This is a genomic window from Streptomyces apricus (genome assembly GCF_008369065.1).
GTDB lineage: Bacteria > Actinomycetota > Actinomycetes > Streptomycetales > Streptomycetaceae > Streptomyces > Streptomyces apricus.
In genome coordinates this window covers 511,535-528,932 of the sequence record NZ_VDFC01000040.1, presented here as the reverse complement: position 1 = coordinate 528,932, position 17,398 = coordinate 511,535, and the positions used below count along the sequence as shown (strand labels likewise).

Sequence of the window (17,398 nt, the reverse complement as noted above, 5' to 3'; positions counted from 1 at the left end):
CTCGTGAAAGGACACCGCACCGTGGTTGACCTCACCCCCGACCGCCTTCCCGTCGCCGTCATCGGAGCCGGACCCGTCGGCCTGGCCGCCGCAGCGCACCTCGCCGAACGCGACGTCCCCTTCGTCGTCCTGGAAGCCGGCGACGCCGCGGCATCGGCCGTACATGCCTGGTCCCACATCCAGCTCTTCAGCCCCTGGGAGTTCAACACCGACCCCGCCGCCCGCCGTCTGCTCGCAGCCGCCGGATGGGAGGAGCCCGACGCCTCCGCCCTGCCCACCGGCGGTGACCTCGTCAAGCAGTACCTCCAGCCACTGGCCGAACTGCCCGCGCTGGCCCCGCACATCCGCTACGGCACCGCGGTCAGCGCCATCAGCCGTCTGGGCATCGACCGCCTGCGCACCGCCGGCCGGGAAGAGGCCCCCTTCGTCCTTCGGCTGGCCGACGGCGACGAGGTGCTCGCGCGCGCCGTCATCGACGCCTCCGGCACCTGGAACCAGCCCAACCACCTGGGCGCCAACGGCCTGCCCGCCCACGGTGAGCAGGAAGCCGTCTCCTGGATCAACCACGGCCTGCCCGACGTCTTCGGGGCCGACCGCGACCAGCACGCCGGCCGTCACACCGTCGTCGTCGGCGCCGGACACTCGGCGGCCAACACTCTGCTCGCCCTGGCCGAACTCGCTGACACCGCACCGGGCACCACCATCACCTGGGCCATCCGCGGAGCCGACCCGGCCGCTTCCTTCGGCGGCGGCAGCGACGACGAACTGCCCGCCCGCGGCGCCATCGGCTCCGGCCTGAAGATGCTCGTGGACACCGGCCGCGTCACCCTCGCCCCCAACTTCCGCACCCACGCCGTCCGCACGCTGGGCGACGACCCCCACCGCGACCAGGTCGAACTGATCTCCCGGGGCCCGGGCGGCACCGAGCAGACCCTCACCGCCGACCGCGTCGTCGCGGCCACCGGCTTCAGGCCCGACTACCGCATCGCCGACGAGCTGCGCCTGGAACTGGACCCGATCATGTCCGCGCCCCGCGCGCTGGCCCCGCTGATCGACCCCAACCAGCACTCCTGCGGCACCGTCACCCCGCACGGCTACCGCGAACTGGCCCACCCCGAGCCGGGCTACTTCGCCGTCGGCATGAAGAGCTACGGGCGCGCTCCGACGTTCCTCATGCTCACCGGCTACGAGCAGGTGCGCTCCATCGCCGCCGCCCTCGCCGGTGACATGGAGGCCGCCCAGTCGGTCGAGCTGCAGCTGCCGGAGACCGGGGTGTGCTCGGTGACCGCCGGCGGCGAGGCGCTCGCGTTGCGCCTGGGCCTGACCAAGGAGCAGCACGAGCAGCTCCTGCACGTCACCGCCAAGCACCTGGGCACCTCGGCCACCGCCTCGGACGCCGTGCTGTCCGCCGCCACGGAGCTGGGCATCGACCACACGGCCGCCCTGCAGCTGGCCGCCTACGCGGCCGACATGTTCGACGCGCCCGGCGCCACCGGCTGCTGAACGACGCCGCCGCGGTCGCCTCCCGGTGAGGGGAGGCGGCCGCAGCGGCGCTCCGGCATCAGGAAGTGCGGTGCACCTTGTGCTGTGCGGCCTGCGCCCGGGGCCGCACCACCAGGAGGTCGATGTTCACGTGCGGCGGCCGGGTCACCGCCCAGGTCACCACGTCGGCGACATCCTCGGCGACCAGCGGCTCGGCGACCCCGGCGTAGACGGCGTCGGCCTTGTCCGCATCGCCGCGGTAGCGGTTGAGGGAGAACTCCTCGGTGTGCACCATGCCCGGAGCGACCTCGACCACCCGCAGCGGCTCCCCGCAGACCTCCAGGCGCAGCGTCTCGGCCAGGACGTGCGCACCGTGCTTCGCGGCGCTGTAGCCGCCGCCGCCCTCGTAGCAGGTGAACGAGGCGGTGGAGGAGATCACGACCACGACGCCGTCACCGGAGGCCCGCAGGCCCGGCAGCAGCGCCTGGGTCATGTGCAGCGCTCCGACGACGTTCACCTCGAACATGGACCGCCAGTCGCCGGGATCGGCGTTCTCGATGTGCTCCGTCCCGTAGGCGCCACCCGCGTTGTTGACCAGCACGTCGCACGTCGGCACCTGTTCGGCGAAGGCGAGGACCGCCTCCTTGTCGGTGACGTCCAGGGGGAAGACCCGGGCTGTTCCGCCCTCGTCGCCGATCTCCTTGGCGACGGCGTCCAACCGGTCGGACCGGCGTGCGGTGAGGACGACCTCGAAGCCGTCGCGAGCCAGCGCCCGCGCGATCGCGGCCCCGATCCCACTGCTGGCTCCTGTGACGACGGCCGTCCTCGCGGGCCGTCCTGCATCGGCGGTGCGCACGTCTGTCATGCTTCCCCCAGCTAATGATTAGATAGCCATCGAATCAAGCGATCTTGGCAGGAGGCGGAACCGGTGTCAACATAGATGCATGTCGAAGCTAGCGCAGTTGGCGGCCACCACCGTCGCTCCACCCTGCTGCCCGTCCCTCACGGACCGGGAGCTGACCGAGGAGGAAGCCGAACTCACGGCCGCCATGTTCAAGGCGCTGGGAGACCCGGTGCGGCTACGCCTGTTCTCCAAGGTCGCCTCTCACCCCGACGGCGAAGCCTGTGTGTGCGACATCGCCGACGTCGGCGTGTCCCAGCCCACGGTCAGCCATCACCTGAAGAAGCTCCGCGAGGCGGGCCTGCTGCTGTCCGAGCGGCGCGGAACCTGGGTCTACTACCGGCTCGCCCCCGCGGTCCTCTCCGCGCTGTCCGGATTCCTCACCACCAGCGACTGAGCCGCGCTCCGATGTGTCCGTCGGGCCCTGGCGTGAGCGGCCTGAGCCCCGACGCGCCACGCGTGTCTGAGGCATGCCCTGTCGTCGGTGCCGAGCCGCACCTCATCCCGCTGGGCGAGCCCGCCGCGTGACGCCGCAGACGAGCCGGCGACCCGCCGCTGTCCTGCGAGACTCCCTCAGCCCTGCGGCCCCACCGTGCTCGCGCGACCTTCTCCGCGCCTGCGCCTGCGCCCGCAGCCGCGCCGCCGTATGCCGCGCATCAGGCAGGCGCCACCCGCGCTCCCCTTCCCCAGGAAGAACGGCGTCCTTGAGTTCCGGGAAGTGGTTGACAGTCGCCGCGGATCGACGCCAAGCTGACTCTTAATTCGGCAACAGTCGATATAGCGAAGTCGCGGCAGCCCCTTGTGGCGTGGCGACGACCGTGGCGTTCCCTGACGCGCCGACGCGCAGGAGACCTCCACGCCCCCGATCACCGACGCGCCGCCACGCGGCCGCGCCCCTCCATCCCTGTCAGCTCGCCTGTTCACAGCGCCCTGCGTGAGAGGACTCGCACATGACCAGCACCATCCTCAGCACTGCTCAGGCTCACCCCGACAACATCCTGCGCGGTGACGACAGCCGTCCGGCGGAACTCAACATCCTCCTGTCAGGCGGCAAGGACATCCCCGATGACCTGCGGGTCCATCAGGTCGCGGACTTCACGGACCGGGTCAAGCTCAGCGTCCACAACCGCTACGAGCACTTCGAGGCGACCACCGAGGTGCGGGACGTCGACGGGCGCTCCCTGCGCGTCTACGGATGGATCTACCGCACCTACATGGCCGAGTAGGACGTTCACCCACGTCACAGCGCGGCGAAGCTGTGGCAACGGCCGTCATCGGCTGGCCTGCGCCGTTCCCTTCTCGACCACCCAGCACCCACGAAAGGCCCTGATCACCATGGCGCGCGAGTCGGAGTCCGGACTGCCCATCGAACCGGTCTACGGGCCCGAAGCCCAGAGGGACTGGGATCCGGCCGAGAAGCTGGGGGAACCGGGCGCGTATCCCTTCACGCGCGGTGTCTACCCGTCCATGTACACCGGCCGACCATGGACGATGCGCCAGTACGCCGGCTTCGGCACGGCGGTGGAGTCCAACGCCCGGTACCGGCAGCTGATCGCCAACGGCACGACCGGACTGTCGGTCGCCTTCGACCTGCCCACCCAGATGGGACACGACTCGGATGCGCCGATCGCGAGCGGTGAGGTGGGCAAGGTCGGCGTGGCGATCGACTCCATCGACGACATGCGGGTGCTGTTCGACAAGATCCCCCTGGACAAGGTGTCGACGTCGATGACGATCAACGCCCCCGCCGCAGTGCTCCTGGTGCTCTACCAACTGGTCGCCGAGGAACAGGGAATCAGCGCCGACCGGCTCACGGGGACCATCCAGAACGACGTGCTGAAGGAGTACATCGCTCGCGGGACCTACATCTTCCCGCCGAAGCCTTCCCTGCGCCTGACCGCGGACATCTTCAAGTACTGCCGCACCGAGATGCCCAGGTGGAACACGATCTCGATCTCCGGCTATCACATGGCGGAAGCAGGAGCCTCGCCCGCGCAGGAGATCGCCTTCACCCTGGCGGACGGCATCGAGTACGTACGCACCGCGGTGGCCGCCGGCATGGACGTCGACGACTTCGCGCCCCGCCTGTCCTTCTTCTTCGTGGCCCGCACCACGATCCTGGAGGAGGTCGCCAAGTTCCGTGCCGCCCGAAGGATCTGGGCACGGGTGATGCGCGAGGAGTTCGGTGCGAAGAACCCCAAGTCGCTGATGCTGCGCTTCCACACCCAGACGGCCGGTGTGCAACTGACGGCTCAGCAACCCGAGATCAACCTCGTCCGCGTCGCCGTACAGGGCCTGGGCGCGGTCCTGGGCGGCACCCAGTCGCTGCACACCAACTCCTTCGACGAGGCCATTGCACTGCCGACCGACAAGTCCGCACGCCTGGCCCTGCGCACCCAGCAGGTCCTCGCCCACGAGACCGACGTGACGGCGACCGTCGACCCCTTCGCCGGCTCCTACGTCGTCGAGCGGATGACCGACGACATGGAAGCGGCCGTACGCGAACTGATGCAGAAGGTCGAGGACCTCGGCGGCGCGGTCGACGCCATCGAGCACGGCTTCCAGAAGAACGAGATCGAGAACAACGCCTACCGCATCGCCCGGGAGACCGACTCCGGCGAGCGGGTGATCGTCGGCGTCAACCGCTTCCAGCTCGACGAGGAGGAGCCGTACGAGCCTCTCCGCGTCGACCCGGCCATCGAAGCCCAGCAGGCCCAGCGTCTCGCCGCGCTCCGCGCGGAGCGCGACCAGCACCTGGTGGACTCGGCGTTGACGAGCCTGAAGAAGGCCGCTGACGGCGAGGACAACGTGCTCTACCCGATGAAGGACGCGCTGCGGGCGCGGGCAACGGTCGGTGAGGTGAGCAACGCCCTGCGGGAAGTCTGGGGAACCTATGTCCCGTCCGATCTCTAGAACTGAGCCAACACGCACGTCGAACGAGGAGCCGTCATGTCGTCTTCACCCCTGCGCGTCATCGTGGCCAAGCCCGGCCTCGACGGCCACGACCGCGGCGCGAAGGTCGTCGCACGAGCACTGCGGGACGCCGGAGTGGAAGTCATCTACACGGGACTGCACCAGACGCCGGCGCAGATCGTCGCCACCGCCATCCAGGAAGACGTCGACGGCATCGGACTGTCCGTCCTGTCCGGGGCCCACATGACCACCTTCAAGGAGGTCATGAAGCTGCTGCGACACGAGGACGCAGAGGACATCGTCGTGTTCGGAGGCGGCATCATCCCCGCGGACGACGTCGAAAACCTCCTGAACGAGGGAGTGGCCGCATTGTTCACGCCGGGCACTTCGACGGCGACGGTCGTGGACTGGGTGACGACGCACGTGGGGACGAGCAAGGAACCTTCCAGGCATGTGACTGCATAGCGGCCCGAGCTCCGACCGCCTCCGCACCGTCGACCCTTGAGCGTCGGTTACGGATAATGAAGCGGGAAGCACGGAGCGTTGAGGGAGCGGTATGCAGATCGGCGGCTGGAGTACGGACACCGGGACGCGACGCTGCCGAGCGCTGAGGACAGACGCTGCGCGTAACCGGATCCGGATCCTTGCGGCGGCGCAGGAAGTACTGGTCGAGCAGGGATGGGACGCGCCGCTGGATGAGATAGCGCGTCGTGCCGGGGTGGGGAACGCCACCCTCTACCGGCACTTCCCGCTTCGGGAAGCGCTGTTGACGGAAGCGGTCGAGCAGATCGTTGCGAACGTCGCCGATGCGGCGGAAGAGGCCGCCGCTGAGGAAGACGACCCCTACGTCGCGTTGCACCGTTTCCTGCAGACCGCGGCTCACGAGCGGCTGGCCGCCTTGTGCTGCCTGTCGGAAGAAAAAGCCGGCGCCCATCCGGAGCTGGCTCAGCAGAAGCGCCGGATGGTGGATGCCGCACAGCTGATGTTGCATCGTGCGCAACAGGCGGGACGGGTACGCCAAGACGTATCCCTGGAGGAGATCATCATGGCGATCGCCCAGCTCGGCCGCCCGTTGCCGGGCACCAGTTGGACGGCCACAGATCAGTTCGGCCCGCGTCTTTTGCAGCTGTACCTCGACGGTCTGCTTCTACTGCCGTTTGAAGTGGCACCACCAGGTGACGAATCGATCCTGTTCGCGCCAAGTGAGTTCGGTAGGCCTGCCGGGTAGCGCATCGTCTGCTCGCTCCCGCTCCGTCGTGTTACAGCTCCGCCGCGAGTAGACCCTGGGAAAGAACGATGGTCGGTGTAGGGCATCTCGCGGATCGCGCCCTGAGGCTTGGACTAAGGGTTGTCCCGTAAATGATCTACGGCATGCTCGGTGACCTGCTGGTTTCTGCGTCACCCGGCGAGGGCGAGGTTGTGCAGGCGGGCGATGCCGAGCGTGGCGTGGTGAACGCCGTCGCCTTTCAGGCGGCAGTCGCGGAGGATCTTCCATCCCTTCATGCGGGCGAAGACGTGCTCCACGCGGGCGCGGACCTTGCGGTGCGAGGCATTGTGTTCCTCCTTCCAGGCCGGGAGTTCGGCCTGGCCGTCTCGGCCGCCGCGGGGGGCGCCGGGGCGGGCGACGGGTTCACGGTGGTCATCCGAGCGTGGCCCTCTTGAAGGATCGGGCGCGCTTGGCCACACGCCGTACGGTCGCGTTGCGCGGGATGAAGGCGAGCTGGGCCGGCACCGCGCCGGGCAGCCCCAGCGAGGTCAGGCGGCGGCGCTTGAAGTACCGCCGGGTGTCCGTGTCCAGGTGCCGCGCCAGGAAGCGCTCGGCCTCCGGACGCACGTCGGGGTAGATCTTGGGCTGCATCGCGAAGCCCACCGCCCGCACCAGCTCGCCCAGTTCGCCGGGGGTCGCCCCCCGGCGCTGCCCGGTGACCGCGGCGCGGTCCGTCAGCTCGGGCAGCAGGGCGTCCACGATGGTCACCGGGACGCGGTTGCTGTTCTCGTACGGGGTGAGGCGTTCCAGGAGCGGCTCCGTGCCGATGCGGGCGACCGGGAGGCCGTACAGCGCGGAGGCGGTGAGCAGCGCGGTGGAGAAGCAGCCGACGACCAGCGCGGGGCGCATCCGCTGGTAGAGCACCTCGGCGAGGACCGGGGTGTCGAGCACCGTGAGGTCGGCGCCGATCCGCTCGGCCTCCTTCTCCAGGGCGCGCGACCAGCGGGCCGGGGCGCTGGGGTGCGGCTTGAACACCAGGCGCTCGTGCCCGAGCGCGACGGCGCCCTTGAGCATCCGCACGTGCAGGTCCTCCTCCTCCTCGGCGGTCAGGATGCCGAGGGCGGAGAGGTACTGGCCGAGCAGCAGGGCCGGTTCGTCGAGCGCGGGCAACTCGTCGCCCGTCTTGACGAGTTCGGCGAGGACGTCGGTGAAGGCCGCCGTCGGCACGATCTCCGGGCCGACCCCGAACTCCGTGAGCAGCATCGGGGTGAGCCCCGGCACCAGGTCGAGGTGGAGCAGGCGGTCGATGCGGGTGCCGACCAGCGGGTCGATCTTGCTGCGGGTGGGCCCGTAGCTCATCAGGCCGTCCGCGTAGACGGTGACGGGGGCGCCCATGAAGATCTGCGCGACGCCGAGCGCCGGGTTCACCTGGATCGACTCGACGACCAGTTCCACGTCGTCGTCGCCGAGCTCCCAGGCGAGCCGCAGGTGCCGCTCCCACAGCGGTACGTCGTCGGGCCGCGGGGCCCAGCCGCCGGGGTGGAAGGGGGAGATGGTCTCGTTCCAGGAGATCACGTCGTCGAACCGGCCGCGCAGCTGCGGGAAGCCGGGCATCTCGTCGACGCCGGGGGTCGTCTCGGGCGTCGCCGAGTTGTTGGAGACGAGCAGGACGCGGCGGTCCGCGGGGCGGAAGCAGCCGGCGTCCAGGGCCGCGGCGAGCGTCGCCGTGCCGTACAGCGTGGACGCCATGAAGATCTGGGTCGTCACGCGGACACCCCCGCGGGCGCGGGACGGCGGCGCAGCCGACGCAGCCGCGTCGCGCGCTGCAGGTCCATGGAGTCGAGGGCGTCGTCGAGGACGTCCTGCGGCATGCGCCGCAGTGCGACGGCACTCATCGACTTCAGTTTCCGTGCCACAGCCGGCTCGAACCTTTCGATGGATCCCAGGTGATGGGAAATAATCGCACAGTAGGTCCGCACGGCTTTCGGCAGGAGTTTATCGGCGTCCCGGTCCTGTGCCGTTTCGCTTATCACCTGGTCGAAGGCGCGAATGAAATCCAGCTGCCGTACGTCACCGATCTGCGTCAGCGAGGAGGCGACCCCGCGCCGGTAGAACACCCCGAGCAGCCCCACCGCGGCGAACGACTCCGCCTCCCGGTGCAGCTTCCAGATCCACGGCCGGTCCTCGGCCGTGCGCAGCCCGTCGGTGAAGTGCAGCAGGCCCCGGTCGGCCAGCCGGCGGTGGTAGATGCCGGCCCACGCGTACGCGTAGTCGACGGAGGTGGAGCGGTCGGCGGGCAGGATCGCCTCGCGCGGGTCCAGGACGACACCGCGCCTGCCGTACGGCACGCGGTGGACGCTGCGGGCCCGCGCGGTGCACTGGACATGGTCCGTGCGCACGAAGTCACAGCCCAACCCTTCGATGGCGGCGAGCAGTTGCTCGTAGTAGCCGGGGGCGAGCCAGTCGTCCCCGTCGAGGAACGTGAGGTACTCGCCCCGCGCCGCGTCGATCCCGGTGTTGCGCGCGGTGGCCAGACCTCCGTTCTGCTCGTGTCTGACATGCACCGCGCCCGGGAGCTCGCGCTCCGCGCGCGCGAGGATGTCCGGCGTCTCGTCGCGGGAGCAGTCGTCGACGAGGATGAACTCGAAGTCGTCGCGTGCGTTGGCACGCAGACTCTTCAAGGTGTCGGGCGCATATTGCTGCACGTTGTAGAACGGCACGATGACGGAGAGCTTGACCACCCGTGTGACGTTAGGCGGCGGCCCGGCATTCGTCTTGACCGGTGGTGGGATACCAGGTGAACGACGCGTGGCGGAATGGTGAACCAGGCTTTATCAGGCGCGGATCGGGGGCCGGGTCGCTATTCGGCGATGTGCTGTTAACCCTTTGTTGTATTCCGGTTGGGCCGGTGATCGGAATCGCTTCCTAGCGTCTGCGGTGTGCCAGCAAGTACCACGAAGTCCCTGCGAGCAGCCGTACTCGCCGATTCCGACACCCGGTGGAAATGGGGCGCGCTCACCGCGAACCGTATCGCACCGGCCGATTCGGACATCACGCTCGACGGCTACCTCCTGAGGGGCCGTGCCACCCCGACCGCCCGCCAGCTCGACGAGGTCGGCGTCCGCGCGGACTCCCTGCGGGAGGTCACCGCCGTGGAGTTCCTGCGGGAGATGGCCCGCGAGGACGCCGCGTACGACGTCCTCGTGCTCTCCCTCGTCGGGGGCGGCGTCCAGGCGATGCTGCACGGGCTCTCCCACCAGTGGCGCGAGCGCGCGGCGACGGGGAGCGCGAAGCGGCCGGTGGTCGTCACCGGCTACGTCGGCGTCGTCTACGAGAAGCTCGCCGACGGGCTGCTGCTGCGGCACGGCGCGGACCTCGTCCTCGCCAACTCCCGTCAGGACGCGGAGCGTTTCCGCGCCGTGTACGAGGGAGTGGGCGCCGACGCCTCCTCGGTGACCGAGGTCGCGCTGCCGTTCCTGGGCGGCGCCCCGTACGAGAAGCACGACCCGTACACGGTCGTCTTCGCCGCGCAGCCCTCCGTGCCGGAGAGCCGCAAGGACCGTACGTACCTGCTGAACCGGCTGGTCCAGCACGCCCGGCTGCACCCGGAGCGCGAGGTGCTGCTGAAGCTGCGGTCCAGGCCCGGCGAGCACACCACGCACATCGAGGAGCAGCCCTACCAGCGCCTCGCCGAGCGGATCCCGGGCGGCCTGCCCGCCAACCTCCGCCTGGTGTACGGGCACATGGGAGAGGTCCTCGACCGTACGGACCTGCTGGTCACCGTCAGCTCCACGGCGGCGCTCGAATCGCTGCACCGCCGCATCCCGACCGTGGTCCTCACCGACCTCGGGGTGCGCGAGTCGCTGGGCAACCACCACTTCGTCGGCTCCGGCTGCCTGGCCTCCTGGGACCGGCTGGACGACGGGCACGTCCCGGTGCCCGACGAGCGGTGGGTCGCCCGGCAGGGCGTCGCGGCCGACGGTGCCTACGGGACCGCCTTCGACGCGGCCCGTGCACGTATCGCCGGGCTGCTCGCGGGCGGGCCGCTGCCCGCCCTCGCCCCCTACTACACGCCCGCCACCGCGCCCGGCTACCTGCCCGGCATCCTCGCCCGCCACCATCTCGCGCCGGACGGCAGCCCGCTGCCGGGGGCGCCCGACGCGGACCGGGAGCCGGGGGTTGTGCGGCAGATCGTGCGGCGGGCTGCGCGGGGTGCGTACCGGCACGGGGTGCAGCGGGTGGCTCCCGTCATCCGGCGGATGGGGGAGCTGTGACGTTCCGCTCCGCGGCGGATGCCGTTTCGAACCTGCGGGTGCGTCGTGGCCGGGCGCGCAGTTCCCCGCGCCCCTTTCGGGGCGCCATACGCCAGCCCCTCATCAAGGAGTACAGGTCATGACCAAGTCCGAAGCGGGGCGGCTCGCGGCCGTGCCGCGTGTGCTCGCGGTGATTCCCGCGCGGGGCGGGTCCAAGGGCGTCCCCGCCAAGAACCTGCTCCCCGTCGGCGGCGTACCGCTGGTCGCCCGTGCGGTGCGCGAGTGCCGCGCGGCCCGGCTCGTCACGGACGTCGTGGTCTCCACCGACGACCAGGCGATCGCCGCCGCCGCCCGCGAGGCCGGCGCCGAGGTCGTGCTGCGGCCCGCCGCCATCGCCGGCGACACGGCGACCTCTGAGGCGGCCGTCCTGCACGCCATGGCCGCCCACGAGGCGCTGCACGGCTCCACCGTCGACGCCGTGCTCCTCGTGCAGTGCACCAGCCCCTTCATCGTCCGTGAGGACATCGACGGGGTGGCCGGCGCGGTCGTCGAGAACGGCGCGGACACCGCGCTGACCGTGGCGCCCTTCCACGGCTTCATCTGGCGCGACGCCGACGACGACCCGGCCGCGGTCGACACCGAGGCCACCCGGACCGTCGGGGGCGACACGGTCGTGGCCGACGCGACGGCCACGGACGGCGGGTACGGCGTCAACCACGACAAGTCCTTCCGGCCGCGCCGCCAGGACCGGCCCCAGGACCTCCTGGAGACCGGCGCCGCGTACTGCATGGACGCGGCGGGCCTGCGCGAGCACAAGCACCGCTTCTTCGGGCGCACCGAACTCGTGCGCACCGACCCCGCGCGGGTCCTGGAGATCGACGACCCGCACGACCTGGCCCGCGCCCGGGCCCTCGCGCCGCTCTTCGACGCGAACCGGCCCGGCACCCTCCCGACCGCCGACGACATCGACGCGGTCGTCCTCGACTTCGACGGCACCCAGACCGACGACAGGGTGCTGATCGACTCCGACGGAAAGGAGTTCGTCTCCGTGCACCGCGGCGACGGACTCGGCATCGCGGCCCTCCGCAGGAGCGGCCTGAAGATGCTGATCCTCTCCACGGAGCAGAACCCGGTCGTCGCCGCCCGCGCACGCAAGCTCCAGATCCCCGTGCTGCACGGCATCGACCGGAAAGACCTCGCGCTGAAGCAGTGGTGCGAGGAACAGGGCATCGCGCCCGAGCGCGTGCTCTACGTCGGCAACGACGTCAACGACCTCCCGTGCTTCGCCCTCGTGGGCTGGCCCGTGGCGGTCGCGAGCGCCCACGACGTCGTACGCGGCGCCGCGCGCGCGGTCACCACCGTCCCCGGCGGTGACGGCGCGGTCCGAGAGATCGCCAGCTGGATCCTCGGCCCTTCTCTCGACTCCCTCGACAAGTAAGGAACTCCCTCACCATGAGCACCAACTCCCGCCTGCGCACGTTCGGCTCCAAGACCGCCGGTCCCGGCCACCCCGTCTACGTCGTCGGCGAGATCGGCATCAACCACAACGGCGAGCTGGAGAACGCCTTCAAGCTGATCGACGCCGCCGCCGAGGCCGGCTGCGACGCCGTGAAGTTCCAGAAGCGCACCCCGGAGATCTGCACCCCGCGCGACCAGTGGGACATCGAGCGCGACACCCCCTGGGGCCGGATGACCTACATCGACTACCGCCACCGCGTGGAGTTCGGCGAGGACGAGTACCGCCAGATCGACGAGTACGCCAAGTCGAAGGACATCGACTGGTTCGCCTCCCCGTGGGACACCGAGGCCGTCGCCTTCCTGGAGAAGTTCGACGTCCCGGCCCACAAGGTCGCCTCCGCCTCCCTCACGGACGACGAGCTGCTGCGCGCCCTGCGCGCCACCGGCCGCACGGTCATCCTCTCCACCGGCATGTCGACGCCGAAGCAGATCCGCCACGCGGTCGAGGTCCTGGGCTCGGACAACATCCTGATGTGCCACGCCACCTCGACGTACCCGGCGCAGGCCGAGGAGCTCAACCTCCGCGTCATCAACACCCTCCAGGCCGAGTACCCGAACGTCCCGATCGGCTACTCCGGCCACGAGACCGGCCTGCAGACCACGCTGGCCGCGGTCGCCCTCGGCGCCACCTTCGTCGAGCGCCACATCACCCTGGACCGCGCGATGTGGGGCTCCGACCAGGCCGCCTCCGTCGAGCCGCAGGGCCTGGCCCGCCTGGTGCGCGACATCCGCACCATCGAGGCGTCCCTCGGCGACGGCGTCAAGAAGGTCTACGAGTCCGAGCTGGGCCCGATGAAGAAGCTGCGCCGCGTCCCGGGCGTCGTCGCCGAGGCCGAGATCGCCGCGGCCGCCGGCGAGCCGGTCGCGGTCTGAGCCACCCGGCCCTCCCCACCCCTTCCGATCACAGGGAAGCGACGGTCGTACGTCGATGAGCCCCCGCGCCGGATCCACCGGCCACCGGTCACCCGCCACCCTGGCTTTCGTCGAGAGCCCGGTGCAGCTCCTGAACGTCCTGGAGTGGGCGCACGCCCACGCGGCCAGGAGCGCCGGTGAGACCTCCGGGCCCCCGGGCCCGGAGCAGGGGGCCGGGCGGCCCGGCACGCCCGGCGGCGGGCTCACCCTCGTCGTCCTGTCGCCCACCGACCCGATGACCCGCGGACAGCTGCGCCGGATGGCGGACCTGGCCCGGGACGAGGGCTACGAGGTGCGGTGGGAGGAGGCCAGGGGCGGCACGACCGCGCCCTTCCACACGGTCGGCGGACTCGCGCCCCTGCTGCGCAGGGCACGGCGGATCGTGATGGGCGACCCCTTCTCGCGGTACGTGCAGCTGCTGCTGACCATCACCCGCGCCCGCGATTTGGTCGTCGTGGACGACGGGACCGCGACGATGGAGTTCGTCTCCCAGCTGGCGCGCGGTGAACGGCTGGTGCGCTGGCACCGGCGCGGCGGGCGCCCCGGGGCCCGGGACCTGGTCTTCGCACCGGTCTCGGCCCGGGCCCGCCGCCGGCTCACCCCCGGGACGGGCCGCCGGGTGGAGGTCTTCTCCTCCATGCCGATCGCCGACACGCCCGAGGGCGTCGACGTCACGGCGAACGACTTCGCCTGGACGCGGGCCCGGTTCGGCCCGCCCCGCATCACCAAGGGCGCCGACCTGGTCGGCACGTCCCTGGTGGAGACCGGGGTAGTCGACCCCGACCGCTACCTGGAGGCGGTGCAGGGACTGGTCGGCACCTACGGGGCCACCCGCTACTTCGCCCACCGCCGGGAGAGCTCCGAGAAACTGCACCGGCTGGCCGTCGAGACCGGTCTGGAGATCGTCCGTCCGGACCTCCCCCTCGAACTGATCGCCCGCCGCGGCCCGATCGGCCGCATGATCCTGAGCTTCCCGTCGACGGTGGTCCACACCCTGCCGCTCGCGCTGGCGGGCACGGACGTCAAGGTCGCCGTCTTCGACATAGACCCGACCTGGCTCACCCGGACGGCCTCCCCCCGCGCCCAGGGCTTCCTCTCCGGAGTGACGAACACGGCCAAGGACGCCCACCGCCTGTCGGCGATCACGGCGACCTGATCCCCCGGACTGTGTCCGTTGGATGAACAGAACCGTTCAGGGGGTCGTATGCGTGGTATGCGTAGAGAGCCTGTTCCCGGGGACCCGGGAACGGGCATCGCTGTTCGGCGGTCGTCCCACAAGGAGGACCGGCCCGGCATCCTCCGCCCGGAAAGTCGGGCGAGTGTACCCAAGCCAGTCGATTCCCATGCGTCGTGCGGCCAACTTTTCTTTCCCGAACGGGTTGAAATTTTGTTGATCGTAGGTCGATCGACCGCCGCGTCGCCCTACCCTTCAGAGGGTGAACCAACTGATGTCCGAAGAGTCCGAGGCCACATCGTCCGGGGAAGGTCCGGCCGCGCAGGCACCGCTCCCCGGTGAGCTGTCCGAAGCCCTGCGCGCCGAACTCGTCGCGTTCCGACGTGACTTGCACATGCACCCGGAGCTGGGCAACCAGGAGTTCCGCACCACCGCCGCGATCAAGGAGCGGCTGGAACGGGCCGGGCTGCGGCCCCGCGTGCTCGACACGGGCACCGGTCTCATCTGCGACATCGGCGTACCGGACCCCGCGCTCCCCATGCTGGCCCTGCGCGCGGACATCGACGGCCTGCCCATCCCGGACACGAAGGCGGGCTGCTCCTACCGCTCGACCGTGCCCGACCGCGCCCACGCCTGCGGGCACGACGTGCACACGACCGTCGTCCTGGGCGCCGCCCTCGTCCTCGCGGACCTCCACGAGCGGGGCCTGCTGGCCCGGGCCGTGCGCGTGATCTTCCAGCCCGCCGAGGAGGTGCTCCCCGGCGGCGCCCTCCAGGTCGTGAAGAACGGCGGTCTGGAAGGCGTCGGGCGGATCGTCGCCGTGCACTGCGACCCGAAGGTGGACGCCGGCCGCATCGGTCTGCGGTACGGGCCCATCACCTCCGCCTGCGACCGGGTCGAGGTCTCCCTGGACGGCCCCGGCGGGCACACCGCGCGGCCGCACCTCACCACCGACCTCGTCACCGCCGCCGCCCGGGTCGCCGTCGACGTGCCGGCGGTCGTCGCCCGGCGGGTCGACGCCCGCTCCGGCCTCTCCCTGACCTGGGGCCGCATCGAGTCGGGCCACGCCTGCAACGTGGTCCCGCAGCACGCCGAGCTCTCCGGGACCGTGCGCTGCCTGGACCTCGACGCCTGGCGGATCGCCCCCGACCTGGTGCACGCGGCCGTCGACGAGGTCGCCACGCTGCACCGGGCCAAGTCGCAGCTCACCTACGTGCGCGGCGTGCCGCCGGTCGTCAACGAGACGGTCACCACCGACCTGCTGCGCGAGGCGATGACCGCCCGGCTCGGTGTGCACTCGGTCGAGGACACCGAGCAGAGCCTGGGCGGCGAGGACTTCTCCTGGTACCTGGAGAAGGTGCCCGGCGCCATGGCCCGCCTCGGGGTGCGCACCCCGGGCGAGCGGGCCGTGCGGGACCTGCACCAGGGCGACTTCGACGCCGACGAGTCGGCCATCAAGGTGGGTGTCGAGCTCTTCACCGCCGCCGCCCTCCTCGACGAGCGGGCCTGAGGCGGGGGGACGCGGGGGTGTCCGGTGGGTACCCCTTCGTCCCCCTGTGTCACTCGTGCGTAACCGGCGGTGGGCGTTCGTAACGGGCCGTCGGCACGAATCGGTAACGGCAGCGATGAACCCCGTTCCCCTCCCCTTCTACGCGCGTTACTGTGCGCCGCAGTCAGCGTCGGCAACGGCGCCGTTGGGGAATGTAAGGGGTGCACTCTCATGCGTCGGATCTCTCGGATGTCCCGGAGAACAAGGCTTTCCCAAGCCGCTGTCGCCGTCGCGGTCGTCGTCGTCGCGGCCGCCGGCTGCGGCGAGACCAGCAACGAGTCGTCGGGCAGCGACACCGAGTCCGGCTCCGGGTCCGGCTACAAGGGCAAGGGCATCGGCCTCGCGTACGACATCGGCGGCCGGGGCGACCAGTCCTTCAACGACGCCGCCTACTCCGGGTTCGAGAAGGCCCAGAAGGAGTTCAAGATCGGCGGCAACGACATCGAGCCGAGCGACGGCGAGTCGGACGCCGACAAGGTGCAGCGCCTGACCCAGATGGCGAAGGCCGGCTACAACCCCATCATCGGCGTCGGCTACATCTACGCCCCCGCGGTGAAGGAGGTCTCCGCCAAGTACCCGGACACCACCTTCGCCGTCATCGACGACGCCCAGGTCAAGGCGGACAACGTCGCCGACATGGTGTTCGCCGAGGAGCAGGCCTCCTACCTCGCCGGTGTCGCCGCGGCCAAGGCCAGCAAGAAGAAGCACGTCGGCTTCATCGGCGGCGTGGACATCCCGCTGATCCACAAGTTCGAGGACGGCTTCGTGCAGGGCGTCGCCTCGGTCGACCCGAAGATGAAGGTCGAGAAGCGGTACCTGACCGAGAAGCCCGAGGACGGCGGGTTCGCCAACCCGAGCATGGGCAAGGAGGCCGCCAGCGGCCAGGTCGAGGCCGGGGCCGACGTGATCTACCACGCGGCGGGCCTGTCCGGGCAGGGCGTCATCCAGGAGGCCGCGGCCGAGAAGGTCTGGGCGATCGGCGTCGACTCCGACCAGTACAAGCAGAAGGCCCTCGCCGCGTCCAAGGACTGGATCCTGGGCTCCGCGCTGAAGGACGTCGGCGGTGCGGTCTACGAGGTCACGAAGTCCGTCGTGGAGGGCAAGCCGCTGTCCGGCGAGCACCGCGGTGACCTGAAGTCGGGCGGGGTGGGCTTCGCCGACTCCAACCCGAAGTACAAGGAGATGACCGAGGTCGTCGAGGCCGTGGAGAAGGCGAAGGAAGACATCATCAGCGGAAAGGTAACGGTCAAGACCGACTGACCCTTCCAGGGGGGCGCCGGATGAGGTGACGGAGGGCACGCCGCCGCCTGCGGCCCGGCGGGGGCCGTTCGCGCAGTTCCCCGCGCCCCTGGGTCGGCCGGGCCGCCCCTTGGCTGTCGGGGGCCGGGAGGGACGAGGGACACGCGTCATCGGCTGCGGGCCGGTGGGGGTTGCCCGCGCAGTTCCCCGCGCCCCTTCAGGGGCGCGGGGAACTGCGCAGTCTTTCAGG

General features: G+C 70.6%; 15 protein-coding genes and 1 pseudogene. 12 read left to right on the top strand and 4 right to left on the bottom strand.

Annotated elements, in window-relative coordinates:
• Window positions 1-1,503, top strand: a 1,503-nt coding sequence (locus FGF04_RS15320) for an NAD(P)-binding domain-containing protein (RefSeq protein WP_235882341.1), incomplete at its 5' end; no start/stop codon positions are given.
• A gap of 58 nt (window positions 1,504-1,561) precedes the next feature.
• Here the strand turns inward: FGF04_RS15320 and FGF04_RS15315 are convergent.
• Entirely contained in the window at window positions 1,562-2,347 is a 786-nt protein-coding gene (locus FGF04_RS15315; RefSeq protein ID WP_149511849.1) for an SDR family oxidoreductase, read from the bottom strand.
• Window positions 2,348-2,426: 79 nt separating this feature from the next.
• Between FGF04_RS15315 and FGF04_RS15310 the strand changes: the two genes are divergently transcribed.
• The 5 genes from FGF04_RS15310 (at window position 2,427) to FGF04_RS41665 (ending at window position 6,524) form a co-directional block, all read left to right on the top strand.
• Window positions 2,427-2,780, top strand: coding sequence for an ArsR/SmtB family transcription factor (locus FGF04_RS15310; protein ID WP_149511848.1), 354 nt, complete (start codon window positions 2,427-2,429; stop codon window positions 2,778-2,780).
• Between the two features lie 553 nt (window positions 2,781-3,333).
• Entirely contained in the window at window positions 3,334-3,609 is a 276-nt protein-coding gene (locus tag FGF04_RS15305; RefSeq protein WP_149511847.1) for a DUF5988 family protein, read from the top strand.
• Between the two features lie 109 nt (window positions 3,610-3,718).
• Window positions 3,719-5,296 carry an acyl-CoA mutase large subunit family protein gene (locus tag FGF04_RS15300; RefSeq protein ID WP_149511846.1) on the top strand — a complete coding sequence of 526 codons (1,578 nt, stop codon included), beginning with the start codon at window positions 3,719-3,721 and terminating at the stop codon, window positions 5,294-5,296.
• A gap of 36 nt (window positions 5,297-5,332) precedes the next feature.
• On the top strand, window positions 5,333-5,761 hold the full coding sequence (locus tag FGF04_RS15295; RefSeq protein WP_149511845.1) for a cobalamin B12-binding domain-containing protein: 429 nt from the start codon (window positions 5,333-5,335) through the stop codon (window positions 5,759-5,761).
• Window positions 5,762-5,852: 91 nt separating this feature from the next.
• Window positions 5,853-6,524: a TetR/AcrR family transcriptional regulator gene (locus FGF04_RS41665; RefSeq protein ID WP_149511844.1), complete on the top strand. Its 672-nt coding sequence runs from the start codon at window positions 5,853-5,855 to the stop codon at window positions 6,522-6,524.
• 170 nt (window positions 6,525-6,694) lie between these two features.
• Here FGF04_RS41665 and FGF04_RS15285 read toward each other — a convergent pair.
• The 3 genes and pseudogenes from FGF04_RS15285 to FGF04_RS15275 form a co-directional block, all read right to left on the bottom strand.
• Window positions 6,695-6,886: pseudogene (locus FGF04_RS15285) on the bottom strand (transposase); the annotation flags it as partial.
• A 49-nt stretch (window positions 6,887-6,935) separates the two neighbouring features.
• Complete coding sequence (locus FGF04_RS15280) at window positions 6,936-8,270, bottom strand: polysialyltransferase family glycosyltransferase (RefSeq protein WP_149511843.1); 1,335 nt, start codon at window positions 8,268-8,270, stop codon at window positions 6,936-6,938.
• Window positions 8,267-9,244: a glycosyltransferase family 2 protein gene (locus FGF04_RS15275; protein WP_149511842.1), complete on the bottom strand. Its 978-nt coding sequence runs from the start codon at window positions 9,242-9,244 to the stop codon at window positions 8,267-8,269. Before FGF04_RS15275 ends, FGF04_RS15280 begins: the two co-directional genes overlap by 4 nt.
• Window positions 9,245-9,442: 198 nt before the next feature.
• Here FGF04_RS15275 and FGF04_RS15270 point away from each other — a divergent pair, with 198 nt between their 5' ends.
• From FGF04_RS15270 to FGF04_RS15245, 6 genes are all read left to right on the top strand, one after another.
• Window positions 9,443-10,777 carry a DUF6716 putative glycosyltransferase gene (locus tag FGF04_RS15270; protein WP_149511841.1) on the top strand — a complete coding sequence of 445 codons (1,335 nt, stop codon included), beginning with the start codon at window positions 9,443-9,445 and terminating at the stop codon, window positions 10,775-10,777.
• A 118-nt stretch (window positions 10,778-10,895) separates the two neighbouring features.
• A complete protein-coding gene (locus FGF04_RS15265; RefSeq protein ID WP_149511840.1) occupies window positions 10,896-12,194 on the top strand; it encodes an N-acylneuraminate cytidylyltransferase in 1,299 nt (432 codons plus the stop codon).
• Between the two features lie 14 nt (window positions 12,195-12,208).
• On the top strand, window positions 12,209-13,147 hold the full coding sequence (locus tag FGF04_RS15260; protein WP_149511839.1) for an N-acetylneuraminate synthase family protein: 939 nt from the start codon (window positions 12,209-12,211) through the stop codon (window positions 13,145-13,147).
• Between the two features lie 55 nt (window positions 13,148-13,202).
• The gene (locus tag FGF04_RS15255; RefSeq protein ID WP_149511838.1) at window positions 13,203-14,342 is read left to right on the top strand and encodes a hypothetical protein; all 1,140 of its coding nucleotides are present in this window, start codon (window positions 13,203-13,205) and stop codon (window positions 14,340-14,342) included.
• 292 nt (window positions 14,343-14,634) lie between these two features.
• Window positions 14,635-15,870, top strand: coding sequence for an amidohydrolase (locus FGF04_RS15250; protein ID WP_149511837.1), 1,236 nt, complete (start codon window positions 14,635-14,637; stop codon window positions 15,868-15,870).
• Between the two features lie 228 nt (window positions 15,871-16,098).
• Window positions 16,099-17,169 carry a BMP family lipoprotein gene (locus tag FGF04_RS15245; protein WP_149511836.1) on the top strand — a complete coding sequence of 357 codons (1,071 nt, stop codon included), beginning with the start codon at window positions 16,099-16,101 and terminating at the stop codon, window positions 17,167-17,169.
• Window positions 17,170-17,398: the final 229 nt, after the last annotated feature.

What these genes read in the sequence shown, in the direction of transcription:
- FGF04_RS15315 (WP_149511849.1), bottom strand. Translation starts at nt 2,347, where the DNA reads ATGACAGACGTGCGCACCGCCGATGCAGGACGGCCCGCGAGGACGGCC.
- FGF04_RS15310 (WP_149511848.1), top strand. Translation starts at nt 2,427, where the DNA reads ATGTCGAAGCTAGCGCAGTTGGCGGCCACCACCGTCGCTCCACCCTGC.
- FGF04_RS15305 (WP_149511847.1), top strand. Translation starts at nt 3,334, where the DNA reads ATGACCAGCACCATCCTCAGCACTGCTCAGGCTCACCCCGACAACATC.
- FGF04_RS15300 (WP_149511846.1), top strand. Translation starts at nt 3,719, where the DNA reads ATGGCGCGCGAGTCGGAGTCCGGACTGCCCATCGAACCGGTCTACGGG.
- FGF04_RS15295 (WP_149511845.1), top strand. Translation starts at nt 5,333, where the DNA reads ATGTCGTCTTCACCCCTGCGCGTCATCGTGGCCAAGCCCGGCCTCGAC.
- FGF04_RS41665 (WP_149511844.1), top strand. Translation starts at nt 5,853, where the DNA reads ATGCAGATCGGCGGCTGGAGTACGGACACCGGGACGCGACGCTGCCGA.
- FGF04_RS15265 (WP_149511840.1), top strand. Translation starts at nt 10,896, where the DNA reads ATGACCAAGTCCGAAGCGGGGCGGCTCGCGGCCGTGCCGCGTGTGCTC.
- FGF04_RS15260 (WP_149511839.1), top strand. Translation starts at nt 12,209, where the DNA reads ATGAGCACCAACTCCCGCCTGCGCACGTTCGGCTCCAAGACCGCCGGT.
- FGF04_RS15255 (WP_149511838.1), top strand. Translation starts at nt 13,203, where the DNA reads ATGAGCCCCCGCGCCGGATCCACCGGCCACCGGTCACCCGCCACCCTG.
- FGF04_RS15250 (WP_149511837.1), top strand. Translation starts at nt 14,635, where the DNA reads ATGTCCGAAGAGTCCGAGGCCACATCGTCCGGGGAAGGTCCGGCCGCG.
- FGF04_RS15245 (WP_149511836.1), top strand. Translation starts at nt 16,099, where the DNA reads ATGTCCCGGAGAACAAGGCTTTCCCAAGCCGCTGTCGCCGTCGCGGTC.